Source organism: Tepidimonas taiwanensis, from assembly GCF_020162115.1.
GTDB classification, from domain to species: Bacteria; Pseudomonadota; Gammaproteobacteria; order Burkholderiales; family Burkholderiaceae_C; genus Tepidimonas; species Tepidimonas taiwanensis.
In genome coordinates, this window is sequence record NZ_CP083911.1 from 873,942 (window position 1) to 886,858 (window position 12,917).

Below are 12,917 nucleotides of genomic sequence, written 5' to 3' on the forward strand. Positions count from 1 at the left end.
ATGCACACCCCCACCGCATCCGCTGCGACGCCGGCGCTGGAGTTGCGCGACGTCTGGAAGCGCTTCGGCAAGACCGAGATCATCCGGGGCGTCAACCTGTCGGTGCGCGCCGGCGAGCGGGTCGCCGTCATCGGCCCCAACGGCGCCGGCAAGTCGACGCTGTTCAACCTGATCAGTGGGCGTTTCGAGCCGTCCAGCGGTGAGATCTGGCTCAACGGCCAGCGCATCGACGGCAAGCGGCCGTTCGAGATCAACCGCATGGGGCTGAGTCGCAGCTTCCAGATCACGAACATCTTCCCCAAGCTGAGTGTCTTCGAAAACCTGCGCTGCGGCGTGCTGTGGAGCCTGGGCTACCGCTACACGTTTCTGAAGTTCCTCGCCGACCTCGATGACGCCAACGAGCGGGCCGAGGAGCTGCTCGAGCGCATCGGGCTGACGAAGAAGCGCGACACGCTGGCGATGAACCTGACGTACGCGGAGCAGCGCGCGCTCGAAATCGGCATCACGATCGCCGGCGGGGCCAACGTGATCCTGCTCGACGAACCCACGGCCGGCATGAGCAAGAGCGAGACGCGCCGCTTCATCGAGCTGATCCGCGAGGTGACCGAGGGCAAGACCCTGTTGACCGTGGAGCACGACATGGGGGTCGTGTTCGGGTTGGCGGACCGCATCGCCGTGGTCGTTTACGGCGAGGTGATCGCCTTCGACACGCCCGAGGCGGTGAGAAACAACCCCCGCGTGCAGGAAGCGTACCTCGGCTCCGTGCTGGCGGAGCAGCAGGCGGCCGAGGTCGCCCACTGAGCCCCGTCGCGCCCCCGCGACGCCATCGACACCGACACCATGCTCGAGATCGACAACCTCCACGCCTTCTACGGCAAAAGCCACGTCCTGCACGGGGTGCACTTCCGCGTCCAGGACGGCGAGATCGTGGCGCTGCTGGGGCGCAACGGCTCTGGCCGCTCCACCACCGCCAAGGCCATCATGGGGCTCGTGGACGCCGAAGGCGACATCCGCTGGCGCGGCGAGCGGATCACGGGGCGCAAGCCCTACGAGATCGCGCACCGCGGCATCGGCTATGTGCCCGAGAGCCGTGACATTTTCCCGAAGCTCACGGTGCACCAGAACCTGATGCTCGGCCTGAAGCGTACGCGCCAGACGGGGCGCTGGAGCTTCGACGACATGTATGCGCTGTTTCCGCGCCTGAAGGAGCGCCAGCACACCGAGGCGGGGGTGCTGTCGGGCGGCGAGCAGCAGATGTTGACGCTGTGTCGCTCGCTGATGGGCGACCCGGACCTGATCATCATCGACGAGCCGACCGAGGGGCTGGCGCCGAAGATCGTCGAGCAGGTCGCGCAGTACCTGCGCGCGCTCAAGGCCAAGGGCATTTCGGTGCTGTTGATCGAGCAAAAGCTCACGATCGCGCTCGAGATCTCCGACCGCGTGCTGGTGATGGGGCACGGCAGCATCGTCTTCGACGGCACGCCCGCCGAGCTCAAGGCCAACCCCTACGTGCGGCGGGAGTGGCTGGAGGTCGGGTGACGGCGCGGGGTCAGAACCGGCCGGCCAGATAGCGTTTTTCCAGCACGCCCTGCAGGTCTTTGACCACGCCGAAGGCGTCCTTGAGGTGACGGCGCTCCAGCTCCGAGAGTTCGTCGAGGCGCAGAAAATTGTCGGCCGTCTGACCCTGGGCGAGCCGCCGGGCCTGGTGCTGGATGCGCAGCGCGCCCAGGAAATCCAGCGCGTCGATGAGATCCCGGGTGCGTTCGGCGGAAATCTCGCCGCTGCTGGCCGCGGCCTGTAGCCGCTCGCGCGTGCTGACCGCGGCGATGCCGCCCGCCAGCGCATAGATACGGGCCAGGTCGATGATGGGCACGATCCCGCTGTGCTTGAGGTCGATCGTGCCCTCGTGCTCGCCACGCCGGATGGTGTGGATGCCGCCCAGCCAGCCCAGCGGCGGCTGGTGCGTCAGCGCGTTGCTGACCATGTGCGCGAGAAAAATCCGCTGCCCCGGGGTACGCTGCAACACCTCCGTGCGCAGCGTGTCGAGCAGCTGTCGCTCGCCGTACACGAAGCGCTGGTCGAAAAACACACAGGTCAGCATCAGCGCCTTGGGGTCCGGGCGGTCGATCCAGGTCTCGAAATACGCGCGCCAGCGCCGCAGCGGCTGGCGCCACGTGTCGGTCATCGCCATCATCTCGCCCGGGCAGTAGACGTAGCCACAGGCGTTGAGTCCGTCGCAGACGAAGCGCGCCAGCGCCTCGTAGTACGCCCCGTGCTGCGCCGGGTCGTAGCCGTCGTCGAGCACCAGGCAGTTGTCCTGGTCGGACTTGGCGGTCTGCTCGTTGCGCCCCTGTGAACCGGCCGCGACCCAGGCATACGGCACCGGGGCAGGGCCGAGCCGGGCCTGCGCCAGCTGCAGCAGGCGCGAGGTCAGCGCGTCCGTCATCGCGGACACGATACGACCCGTGACGTGCGCGCTCGTGCCCGCGGCGGCGAGCTGCCGTTGCAGCTGGCCGATCCGGCTGGCGGTGGCCACCAGTCCGTCGAGATCGTCCTGCCGGTAGATGGCGCCGGCGAGATGGACCGCGGAGTTGCTTTGCTGCTGTTGCAGGTCGGTGCTGGAGACCACCCCGACCACCGCCCCGCCATCGGTGACGGGCAGGTGGTGGATGTTGTGGCGCGCCATCAGCAGCAGCGCGTCGAAGGCCGGGTCGTTCCCCTGCACCGTGTACACGCGCGTGGTGGCGATGTCCGCAACCGGCCGGGCCGGATCGAGCCCGGCGGCGAGCACCCGGTTGCGCAGGTCGCGGTCGGTGATCAGGCCCAGCAGCGCGCCATCCCGCACCACCAGGGCGGAGGAGGCCCCGTGCTCGCGCATCGTCTGTGCCGCCGCCTGGATCGACTGCTCGGGCGCGACCGTGACGGGCGGGCGCCGCAGCAGCGCGCGCACCGGCAGCGCGGCGAGTTGCAGGGCGTCATCGGTGTCGCGTTCGGCGGGGGTGGGGGGTGTGCATGGCCGGGGCGGGAAGTGGCATACGATAGGGATGCTACACCGCCGCCGTTGCCGCGCCGCCCGGTCGGATGTCGGCCCTTGCGCTGCGTCAAATACCGTCACCGTTGCCACCATGCCCGCCCCGCCGCCGTCCGTGTTCCGCCGCCAGCTCGACCGGCTCTACGGCCGTTTCACGCTGGTGTTCGTCGGCTTCGTGGTGCTGCTCGGGGTGCTGGAGTGGCTCGGGTGGTCCAAGGCGTCGATAGGGTTGACGTTTTTGCTGGCCACGCTGGCGGTGTACGCGACGATCGGCATCCTGACCCGAACGACCGATCCGGTGGAGTTTTACGTCGCCGGGCGGCGGGTGCCGGCGTTCTACAACGGCGTGGCGCTGGCGGCGGACTGGCTGTCGGCGGCGTCTTTCCTGGGGCTGGCTGGCACGCTGTACTTGCACGGCTTCGGCGGCCTGGCGTTCGTGCTCGGCTGGTCCGGGGGGTTCGTGCTGGTGGCGCTGCTGCTGGCGCCGTACCTGCGGCGCTTCGGGCAGTTCACCATTCCGGACTTTCTGGCCGAACGCTACGGCGGCGCCGCGCCGCGGCTGCTCGGGGTGGTTGCGCTGCTGTTGTGCTCGTTCATCTACGTCGTGGCGCAGATCTACGGCGTCGGGCTCATCACGTCGCGCCTGACGGGGCTGGCGTTCGAGGTGGGGGTCTTTCTCGGTCTGGGCGGCATCCTCGTGTGCTCGTTTCTCGGGGGGATGCGCGCCGTGACCTGGACGCAGGTGGCGCAGTACATCGTGTTGTTCCTCGCGTACGTGACGCCGGTCGTCTGGCTGTCGGTCAAGCAGACCGGCTGGCCGGTGCCGCAGCTGGGCTACGGTGCGCAGCTCGAGCGGGTGGCCGAGCGCGAGCGCGCGCTGGTCGAGGACCCGAGCGAGGTGCATGTCCAGCGCATCTGGGCGCACCGGGCGCAGGTGCTGGAGGAGCGGCTGCGCGATCCGGCCGGCGCGTTGCAGCGCGAGCGCGAGCGGGCCGAGGCGTTCATCGAGTCGCTGCGCCGCTCGGGGGCGGATCCGGCCGATTTGGCCGAGGCCGAGCGGACGCTGTCGCGCCTGCCGCGGGACGAAGCGGCGGCCATCCGCCTGTGGACGCGCCAGCTCGAGGAAGCGCGGGCGAAGATGGCGCCCCTGGGTGGGATGGCACCGCAGCTCGAGCCCTTTGCCCGCGTCCCGGGGGAATCGGCCACCGCCGACGACGGGGCGCAGCGGCAGCGGCGCAATTTTCTGGCGCTGGTGTTTTGCCTGATGGTCGGCACGGCGTCGCTGCCGCACCTGCTGGTGCGGTTTTACACGGTGCCGGACGTGCGCCAGGCGCGGCTGTCGGTGGCGTGGGGCGCGGGCTTTATCGTCTTGGTCTACCTGACCGCGCCGGCGCTGGCGGTGCTCGTCAAACACGAGGTCTTTTCCGGGCTGATCGGCACACCGATCGCGCAGCTGCCGTCGTGGGTCGCGGCGTGGAGCCGTGTGGATCCGGCGCTGCTGACCGTGCAGGACGTCAACCGCGACGGCATCCTGCAGCTGGGCGAAATCTCGATCGGGCCGGACATCATCGTGCTCGCCGCCGCCGAGATCGCCGGGTTGCCCTACGTGGTGGCGGGTCTGGTGGCGGCCGGCGGGCTGGCGGCGGCGCTGTCGACGGCGGACGGGTTGCTGCTGGCCATCACCAGCGCGCTCAGTCACGATCTGTACTACAAGACGCTGGACCCGGCCGCGGACACGGCCCGGCGCGTGACCCTGTCCAAGGTGGTGTTGCTGATGGTCGCGCTGCTCGCGGCCTATGTGGCGGCCCAGAAGCCAGCCGACATCCTGTTCCTCGTGGCGGCGGCGTTTTCGCTGGCGGCTTCCGCCTTCTTCCCGGCGCTCGTGCTCGGGATCTTCTGGTCCCGTGCCAACCGAGCGGGAGCCGTGGCCGGCATGGCGGCGGGATTGTCGGTCGCGGTGTACTACATGGCGACGACCCAGCCGTGGCTGCGCACGCTGCTGGGGCTGACGGGCGAGCCGCGGCTGTGGTGGGACATTCAGCCGATCGCCGCCGGGGTGTTCGGTGTGCCGGTGGGCGTTGCGGTGCTGGTGGTCGTGAGCCTGCTTACCCCCGCGCCGCCGGCGCGGCGGCGCCAGTGGGTGCGCCGCTTGCGCGTGCCGGACGGCGGCCGCGTATAATCGCGAGTTTCCTTGCCACACCCCATCGACGCGGGGGTGGCAGTCGTTCCACAAGGAGAGTTCATGCGTCATTACGAAATCGTCATGCTGATCCACCCGGATCAGAGCGAGCAGGTGCCCGCCATGCTGGAGCGCTACAAGGGCATGATCACGGCCGGCGGTGGCGTCATCCACCGCGTCGAGGACTGGGGTCGTCGCCAGCTGGCGTACCAGATCAACAAGCTGTCCAAGGCCCACTACCTGTGCCTCAACATCGAGGCCGGCAAAGAGGTCATGAGCGAGCTGGAGCACGCGTTCCGCTTCAACGATGCCGTGCTGCGTCACCTCGTGGTGCAGAAGAAGAAGGCGGAGACGGGGCCGTCGGCCATGATGAAGGCCGTCGAGCGTGAAGAGGCCCGCAAGGCGCAACAGGAAGCCGCTGCTTGACCGCAGCAGGGGACACGACGACACCGACCCAGCACGTGGCCATCGTCGCACAGCTCGCCGAGCGTGCGGCGCTGCGCTACACCCCCGCCGGCATCAGCGCCCTGGACGTCGTGCTTGCGCACGAGTCCGAGCAGATCGAGGCGGGGCATCCCCGGCGTGTGCGGCTGCAATTGAAGGCCGTCGCGCTGGGCGAGGTCGCCGAGCGGCTCGCCGCGCAGGCACTGGGGACGACGCTGGACTGTGCGGGCTTTCTGGCCCCCGGTCGCCGTGGCACCGGTGTCGTGTTTCACATCCAGGAATTCAAGCCGATTTAGGAAACCATCATGGCTGCACCGCAACGCAATCAGGGCAACCGCCCCAACAAGCGCGCCAGCAACAACCTGCTGTTCAAGCGCAAGAAGTTCTGCCGCTTCACCGTCACCGGCGTCGAGGAAGTCGATTACAAGGACATCGACACCCTGAAGGACTTCATCGCCGAGAACGGCAAGATCATCCCGGCGCGTCTGACCGGCACCCGTGCGATCTTCCAGCGCCAAGTGGCCACCGCCATCAAGCGGGCGCGCTTCCTGGCGCTGCTGCCGTACACCGACCAGCACCGCGTCTGAAGGAGCCCGACACCATGCAAGTCATCCTGCTCGACAAAGTCGTCAACCTGGGCAACCTCGGCGACATCGTCAAGGTCAAAGACGGCTACGCCCGCAACTACCTGATCCCGACCGGCCGCGCCCGTCGCGCGACGCAAGCCGCGATCGACGAGTTCAACGCGCGCCGCGCCGAGCTCGAGAAAGCGGCGGCGGCCAAGCTGGCCGAAGCGCAGGCCTTGGCCGAAAAGCTCGCTGGCTACACCGTCAAGGTGTCGCAGAAGGCGGGTGTGGACGGACGCCTGTTCGGCTCGGTCACGAACCACGACATCGCGGCGGAGCTGAGCAAGGCCGGCTTCCCGGTCGCCAAGGCGCAGGTGCGCATGCCCAACGGCGTGCTGAAGATGGTCGGGGACTACACCGTCTCGGTGGCGCTGCACACCGACGTCGTGGTCGACATCAACGTCCAGGTGCTGGGCGAGACCGTCTGATGGCGGCCCTCACGCGGGTGTCGCCCGCGTGAGCCGGCCGACACACAAAAGCCGCCCGCGGGCGGCTTTTGTCCTTGTATTGATCAACGGCTCACCAGAGCTTCCACCACGGCCCGCTGTCGCGGCGAAAGCCGTGCATGAGGAACGCGCTGTTGGGGAAGTTGGCCTCCAGCACGCGCCGCGCGTCCTTGGCCTGCTCGGGCATCTCCAGCGCCTCGTAGGATTTCATCAGGATGTAGAGCGCCTCCTCGGCGGCCGGGACATTCTGGTAGTCCTTCAGCGCGGTCTGGGCGCGGTTGATCGCGGCGACGTAGGCGCCGCGGCGGTAGTAGTAGCGCGCGACGTGCACCTCGTACTGCGCGAGCGAGTTGACGATGTAGGTCATGCGCTGGCGCGCGTCCGGCGCGTAGCGCGAGTCGGGGAAGCGCTCGACCAGTTCCTTAAAGGCTTCGAACGAGTCCTTGGCGGCTTTCTGGTCGCGCTCCGAGAGGTCCTGCTGCGAGATGAAGCCGAACAGCCCGAGGTTGTCGTTGAAATTGACCAGGCCCTTGAGGTAGAGCGCGTAGTCGAGTGCGGGGCTGGCCGGGTGCAGCTTGATGAAGCGGTCCAGCGTCGCGATGGCTTGCGCGGGCTCGCCGTTCTTGTAGTGGGCAAACGCCTTTTCGAGCTGGGCCTGCTGCGCCAGCGGGGTGCCGGCGGCGCGGCCTTCGAGCTTCTCGAAGAGTTGGATCGCGCGGTCGAAGTTGCCGGCGTTGCGCTCGTCCATCGCCTCGGCGTAGAGCTTGTTGGGGCTCCACCCGGCGGTGACGTCCTTTTCCGGCTGGCTGGCGCAACCGACCAGCAGCGCCGCGCAGAGCGCGACGGTGGACGCCAGCGGGGCGCGCAGGTGGTCGGCAGATAATCGTGGCATTTTCATCGGGGGCGCCCCTCACGGCGCGCTGCCGCAGCAGCAAACATGGTGACAAAAATTATAGAGGTCGGCGCTACTAGCGAGGCGTGGCCCGACGAAGCGGACGAGGCCGGCGGTGCCGGTGCCGAATGGCGCACGTTCACCGTCGAGGCCGACGGGCACGGCGAGCGGCTCGACCGCTGGCTGGCGCGCCGCGTGCCGGAAGTCTCGCGCAGCCACATCCAGCACCTGATCGACACCGGGGCGGTGCAGCTCGGGGGCGCGCCCTGCGCCAAGCCCGCGCGACGGCTGCGCGTGGGCGAGGCGGTGGCCATCGAGCTGCGGCCGACCGCGCAGGCGCAGGCCTTCGTGCCGCAAGCGATGGCGCTGCCGATCGTGTTCGAGGACGCGCACCTGCTGGTGATCGACAAGCCGGCGGGTCTGGTCGTGCATCCGGCGGCAGGCCACTGGAGCGGGACGCTGCTCAACGGGCTGCTGGCGCACCACGCGGGGGCGGTCGCGCTGCCGCGGGCGGGCATCGTGCACCGGCTGGACAAGGACACCAGCGGCCTGATGGTCGTGGCCAAGACGGCGCGCGCGTTCGAGGCGCTGGTCGCGATGATCGCGGCGCGTACGGTGCGGCGCATCTATGTGGCGCTGGCGCAGGGGCCGTGGCGGGCGGCCGACGAGCTGTCGATCGACCAGCCGATCGGGCGCGATCCGCGCCAGCGGCTGCGCATGGCGGTGCACCCCACGGGCAGCACGGCGGCCAAGCCGGCGCGCACCGACGTGCGCCGCCTCGACGGCGGGCAGGGGTCGCAGGCCGCGTGGGTGTTGCTCGGCTGCCGGCTGCACACCGGGCGCACGCATCAGATCCGCGTGCACCTGGCGTCGCTCGGCGCGCCGTTGGTGGGCGATGCGCTCTATGGCGGGTGCGCGGCGCTCGGGCTGTCGCGCCAGGCGCTGCACGCGGCGCGGCTCGGCCTGCGGCATCCGGTCGACGGGCGCTGGCTCGCGTTCGAAAGCGCCCTGCCGCCGGACATCGCCGATGCCGTGCGCACGGCCGGGCTGCACTACAATCCCGCCCTCCTGTGGGACGCCCGCGCGGACGATGCCGACGGGCCAGACGCCAGCGCATGAACACGTCCGACGCGCGCCGCATCCTGGAAGCCGCCCTGCTGTGCGCGGGGCAGCCGTTGTCGCTGTCGGCCCTGTCGGCGCTGTTCGAGGGGGCGATCGGCGCCGACACCCTGCGCCGCCTGCTGCGCGAGCTGCAACTGGCGTGGGCCGACCGGGGGCTGGAGCTGGTGTGCGTCGCCGATGGGTGGCGCTTTCAGAGCCGGCCGCAGATGCAGCCGTTTCTGGAGCGCCTGCACCCGGAAAAACCCCCGCGCTACAGCCGCGCCGTGCTCGAGACACTGGCGATCATCGCCTACCGGCAGCCGGTGACGCGCGGCGACATGGAGGCGATCCGCGGTGTGACGATCGGCAGCCAGATCCTCAAGCAGCTGGAAGACCGCGGGTGGATCGAGGTGATCGGCCACCGCGAGACGGTGGGCCGGCCGGCGCTTTATGCGACGACGAAGCAGTTCCTGGACGACCTGGGGCTGGCGTCGCTGGATCAGCTGCCGGCGTGGGTCGAGGTGGCGTCCGCCGCCGACGACGGACAGACGCTGACCCTGCTCGACGATGCGCCGACTGCCGCCGATGGGGCGATCCCCGCAGCGGAACCGAACGAAGGACAGACATGAAAAAACCCCCGCGCGCCGCGACCGCCGCGTCGCTGAAGCTGCACAAGGTCCTGGCCCAGGCGGGCCTGGGTTCGCGTGCCGACATGGAGCAGGCGATCGCCGCCGGTCGCGTGACCGTCAACGGCGAGGCGGCGCACGTCGGGCAGCGCGTCCGCGCCGGCGATGTGATCAAGTTCGACGGCCGGCTGGTGCGTTGGCGCGCCACGCCGACGCGGCTGCCGCGGGTGCTGGCCTACCACAAGCCCACGGGCGAGATCGTCACGCTGGACGACCCGGAGAACCGGCCGACGGTGTTTCGCCACCTGCCGCGCCTGCGCAGCGGCAAGTGGATGGCGGTGGGGCGGCTCGACATCAACACCGAGGGGCTGCTGCTCTTCACCGATTCGGGGGAGCTGGCCAACCGGCTGATGCACCCACGCTTCGGGCTGGAGCGCGAATACGCCGTGCGCGTGCTGGGGGCGCTGTCGCAGGAGGAGCGCCAGCGCCTGCTCGAGGGCGTGCCGCTGGAGGACGGTCCGGCGCAGTTTCGCACGCTCGAGGACGGCGGCGGGGAAGGGGCCAACCGCTGGTACCGGGTGACGATCGCCGAGGGGCGCAACCGCGAGGTGCGGCGCCTGTTCGAGGCGGTCGGGCACGCGGTGAGCCGCCTGATCCGGGTGCGCTACGGGGTGGTGCGCCTGCCGCCGGGGTTGCGGCGTGGCACTTACGTGGAGCTGGAGCCGCCGGCAGTGGCCGAGTTGATGCGGGCGGCCGGCATGGCGTTGCCGGAGCGGCCCGTGACCGCCGCGCGGCGGCGTTCCGGGCCACCGCGCGGTGCCGGGCCGCGGCCGAGCCGGCCCGCGCCAGCGCCGACCGCCAGCGCCCGCAACAGCCGGTCAGCCGCTTCGCCGACCGTCGGCGCCCGGCCGACGCGGCGAGCCGCTTCGACAGCCGTCAGCCCCCGGCCCGCACGGCCCGCCGCTTCGCCGGCCCCGACGCCGGGCGTCGGTTCCCGTGCCAGACGCAGCGCGCCGGTGCCCGGTCCTGGCACCACTGCCGGTGCGCGTCCCCGGTCAGCGGACCGTGGACGTTCGGCGAAAGCGCCGCGTAACCGCTAAAATCGCAGGTTTTGTCTATCATTCACGCAACGCATCATGGCCATCGAACGCACCCTTTCCATCATCAAGCCCGACGCCGTCGCCAAAAACGTCATCGGCCAGATCTACAGCCGCTTCGAGGCCGCCGGCCTCAAGATCGTGGCGGCCAAGATGGTGCACCTGTCGCGCCGCGAGGCCGAGCAGTTCTACGCCGTGCACAAGGAGCGCCCGTTCTTCAAGGACCTGGTGGACTTCATGGTCTCCGGTCCGGTGATGGTGCAAGTGCTCGAGGGCGAAAACGCCATCGCGAAGAACCGCGAGCTGATGGGGGCCACCGACCCGAAGAAGGCCGCGCCCGGTACGATCCGCGCGGACTTTGCCGACAGCATCGACGCCAACGCCGTGCACGGCTCCGACGCGCCCGAGACCGCCGCGGTCGAGGTGGCGTTCTTCTTCCCTGGCATGAACATCTACTCGCGCTGACCATGCCATGACGGCCAATTTGCTCGATTTCGACCTCGAGGGGTTGGCCGCTTTCTGCGAGCGGCTCGGACACAAGCGTTTCCGGGCCGTCCAGCTGTTTCGCTGGATCCACCAGAAAGGCGTCGCGCGCTTCGAGGAGATGACCGATCTCGCGCGCGACCTGCGCGAGCGGCTGCCTGCGGTCGCGCACGTGCGGGGCCTGCCCGTGTTGGCCGAGCAGGTCTCCGCCGACGGCACCATCAAGTGGCTGTTCGACGTCGGCGACGGCAACGCGGTCGAGGCCGTCTACATCCCCGAGGACGACCGGGGCACGCTGTGCGTCTCCAGCCAGGCCGGCTGCGCAGTCGGTTGTCGGTTTTGCTCCACAGGGCATCAGGGCTTCAGCCGCAACCTCACGACCGGCGAAATCATTGCCCAGCTCTGGTACGCCGAGCACACGCTGCGCAGGCGTCTGAAGACGACCGAACGCGTCATCTCCAACGTCGTGATGATGGGCATGGGCGAGCCGCTGCAGAATTACCACGCGCTGGTGCCGGCGCTGCGGGTGATGCTGGACGACCACGGCTACGGGCTGTCGCGCCGCCGCGTCACGGTGTCCACCTCCGGCGTGGTGCCGATGATGGAGCGGCTGGCGCAGGACTGTCCGGTGGCGCTGGCGGTATCGCTGCACGCACCGGACGACGCCCTGCGCGACCAGCTCGTGCCGCTGAACCGCAAGTACCCACTGGATGAGCTGCTGGACGCCTGCCAGCGCTATTTGCCGGCGGCACCGCGGGATTTCATCACGTTCGAGTACTGCATGCTCGACGGTATCAACGACACGCCGCAGCACGCGGACGCGTTGATCGCGCTGCTGCGCGGGCGCGGCGGGCGTGGGGTGCCGTGCAAGCTCAACCTGATACCGTTCAACCCGTTTCCGGCGTCGGGGCTGCGCCGTTCACCGCGTGAGGTCGTCAAAGCCTTCGCCGACCGGCTCAACGCGGCGGGCATCGTCACCACCATTCGCAAGACGCGTGGCGACGACATCGATGCTGCGTGCGGGCAACTCGCCGGTGACGTGCTCGATCGCACGCGCGCGGCCCAACGGCTGGCGCACCGGCGGATCGAGGTCGCGCCGGTGCGGGTGGCGCACCCAGTGCGCGCAAAGGAGGGCACTGTATGACAAGGGCAGGGAGGCTGACAAGGGCAGGGAGGCGCGGCTTCGCGCTCGGGCTCGCGCTCGTGTGTCTGGCGCAACTGGCCGGGTGTGCCGGTAGCGTGGGCTCAGCGGGCAACCCGACCGCGCGTGACTGGGTGACCGAGTCGGACGAGCCGGCGACGCGCAAGCGCGCGCGCACCCGGCTTGAGCTGGCCACTGGCTATTTCGAGCAGGGGCAGTATGTCGTCGCCCTCGACGAGGTCAAGCAGGCCATCCAGATCGACCCCAGCTATGCCGCGGCTTTCAATCTGCGCGGCCTGATTTACACGCAGCTGCGTGACCTGCGGCTTGCCGAAGACAGCTTCCAGCAGGCGCTGCGGCTCGATGCCCGCGATGGCGACACGTGGCACAACCTCGGGTGGATGTACTGCCTGGACACGCGCTACCCGATGGCGTTCGACGCCTTCCGCCGCGCGCTCGAGACACCGGGCTACGCGTCGGCGGCGCGTACATGGATGGCGCTAGGAATTTGTCAGGCACGTGCCGGACAGGTCGACGCCGGTTTGCGCAGCCTGGAGCGCTCCTTTGAGCTCGACGCCGGTCACCCGGTGACGCTGTACAACCTCGCGTTGCTGCTGCACCAGCGCGGCGACAGCGAGCGCGCGCGCTTCTATATCCGGCGCCTGAACAATTCGGAGCTCGCCAACGCGGAGTCGCTGTGGCTGGGCATCAAGATCGAAAACCGCCTGCAAAGCCGCGAGGCGGCGGCGCAGCTCGGCGAACAGTTGCGGCGGCGTTTCCCCGTGTCGCGCGAAGCCAGCGCCTACGAGCGAGGGGCCATCGATGAGTGAGCAGCCGACACCGGTGTCCGA

Annotated in this window: 15 protein-coding genes; 13 read left to right on the forward strand and 2 right to left on the reverse strand. The window is 69.5% G+C overall.

From position 1 onward, the window contains the following. Together LCC91_RS04015 and LCC91_RS04020 are read left to right on the forward strand one after the other, a co-directional pair. Positions 1-801 carry an ABC transporter ATP-binding protein gene (locus LCC91_RS04015; RefSeq protein WP_043701616.1) on the forward strand — a complete coding sequence of 267 codons (801 nt, stop codon included), beginning with the start codon at positions 1-3 and terminating at the stop codon, positions 799-801. Between the two features lie 39 nt (positions 802-840). Next, positions 841-1,539, forward strand: a complete 699-nt coding sequence (locus LCC91_RS04020; RefSeq protein WP_043701618.1) for an ABC transporter ATP-binding protein — start codon at positions 841-843, stop codon at positions 1,537-1,539. A 10-nt stretch (positions 1,540-1,549) separates the two neighbouring features. Here the strand turns inward: LCC91_RS04020 and LCC91_RS04025 are convergent, their stop codons facing one another. Continuing rightward, on the reverse strand, positions 1,550-2,950 hold the full coding sequence (locus LCC91_RS04025; RefSeq protein ID WP_224441017.1) for a putative nucleotidyltransferase substrate binding domain-containing protein: 1,401 nt from the start codon (positions 2,948-2,950) through the stop codon (positions 1,550-1,552). A gap of 175 nt (positions 2,951-3,125) precedes the next feature. On the opposite strand from LCC91_RS04025, the gene LCC91_RS04030 reads away from it, so the two are divergent. From LCC91_RS04030 to rplI, 5 genes are all read left to right on the forward strand, one after another. After that, positions 3,126-5,210: a VC_2705 family sodium/solute symporter gene (locus LCC91_RS04030; protein WP_043701620.1), complete on the forward strand. Its 2,085-nt coding sequence runs from the start codon at positions 3,126-3,128 to the stop codon at positions 5,208-5,210. A gap of 63 nt (positions 5,211-5,273) precedes the next feature. Beyond that, on the forward strand, positions 5,274-5,636 hold the full coding sequence (gene rpsF / locus LCC91_RS04035) for a 30S ribosomal protein S6 (protein WP_043701622.1): 363 nt from the start codon (positions 5,274-5,276) through the stop codon (positions 5,634-5,636). Further along, on the forward strand, positions 5,633-5,950 hold the full coding sequence (priB, locus tag LCC91_RS04040) for a primosomal replication protein N (protein WP_052231622.1): 318 nt from the start codon (positions 5,633-5,635) through the stop codon (positions 5,948-5,950). Before rpsF ends, priB begins: the two co-directional genes overlap by 4 nt. Positions 5,951-5,959: 9 nt before the next feature. Further along, positions 5,960-6,241: a 30S ribosomal protein S18 gene (gene rpsR / locus LCC91_RS04045; protein WP_043701628.1), complete on the forward strand. Its 282-nt coding sequence runs from the start codon at positions 5,960-5,962 to the stop codon at positions 6,239-6,241. A gap of 14 nt (positions 6,242-6,255) precedes the next feature. Beyond that, entirely contained in the window at positions 6,256-6,708 is a 453-nt protein-coding gene (gene rplI, locus LCC91_RS04050) for a 50S ribosomal protein L9 (RefSeq protein ID WP_043701631.1), read from the forward strand. 91 nt (positions 6,709-6,799) lie between these two features. On the opposite strand, the gene LCC91_RS04055 is transcribed toward rplI, so the two are convergent. Next, positions 6,800-7,618 carry an outer membrane protein assembly factor BamD gene (locus tag LCC91_RS04055; RefSeq protein ID WP_082007615.1) on the reverse strand — a complete coding sequence of 273 codons (819 nt, stop codon included), beginning with the start codon at positions 7,616-7,618 and terminating at the stop codon, positions 6,800-6,802. Between the two features lie 45 nt (positions 7,619-7,663). Between LCC91_RS04055 and LCC91_RS04060 the strand changes: the two genes are divergently transcribed. From LCC91_RS04060 to pilW, 6 genes are read left to right on the forward strand one after another with little or no spacing between them, the layout of a single operon-like run. Next, complete coding sequence (locus LCC91_RS04060) at positions 7,664-8,737, forward strand: RluA family pseudouridine synthase (RefSeq protein WP_052231623.1); 1,074 nt, start codon at positions 7,664-7,666, stop codon at positions 8,735-8,737. After that, positions 8,734-9,348, forward strand: coding sequence for an SMC-Scp complex subunit ScpB (scpB, locus tag LCC91_RS04065; RefSeq protein WP_185974892.1), 615 nt, complete (start codon positions 8,734-8,736; stop codon positions 9,346-9,348). Before LCC91_RS04060 ends, scpB begins: the two co-directional genes overlap by 4 nt. Next, positions 9,345-10,445 (forward strand): 23S rRNA pseudouridine(2605) synthase RluB, encoded by a 1,101-nt coding sequence (gene rluB / locus LCC91_RS04070; protein WP_185974891.1) that lies wholly within the window; start codon positions 9,345-9,347, stop codon positions 10,443-10,445. Before scpB ends, rluB begins: the two co-directional genes overlap by 4 nt. 36 nt (positions 10,446-10,481) lie before the next feature. After that, positions 10,482-10,907: a nucleoside-diphosphate kinase gene (gene ndk, locus LCC91_RS04075; protein WP_043701635.1), complete on the forward strand. Its 426-nt coding sequence runs from the start codon at positions 10,482-10,484 to the stop codon at positions 10,905-10,907. A gap of 7 nt (positions 10,908-10,914) precedes the next feature. Next, positions 10,915-12,069 carry a 23S rRNA (adenine(2503)-C(2))-methyltransferase RlmN gene (gene rlmN, locus LCC91_RS04080; protein ID WP_043701638.1) on the forward strand — a complete coding sequence of 385 codons (1,155 nt, stop codon included), beginning with the start codon at positions 10,915-10,917 and terminating at the stop codon, positions 12,067-12,069. After that, positions 12,066-12,896 carry a type IV pilus biogenesis/stability protein PilW gene (gene pilW, locus LCC91_RS04085; protein WP_043701640.1) on the forward strand — a complete coding sequence of 277 codons (831 nt, stop codon included), beginning with the start codon at positions 12,066-12,068 and terminating at the stop codon, positions 12,894-12,896. Before rlmN ends, pilW begins: the two co-directional genes overlap by 4 nt. Positions 12,897-12,917: the final 21 nt, after the last annotated feature.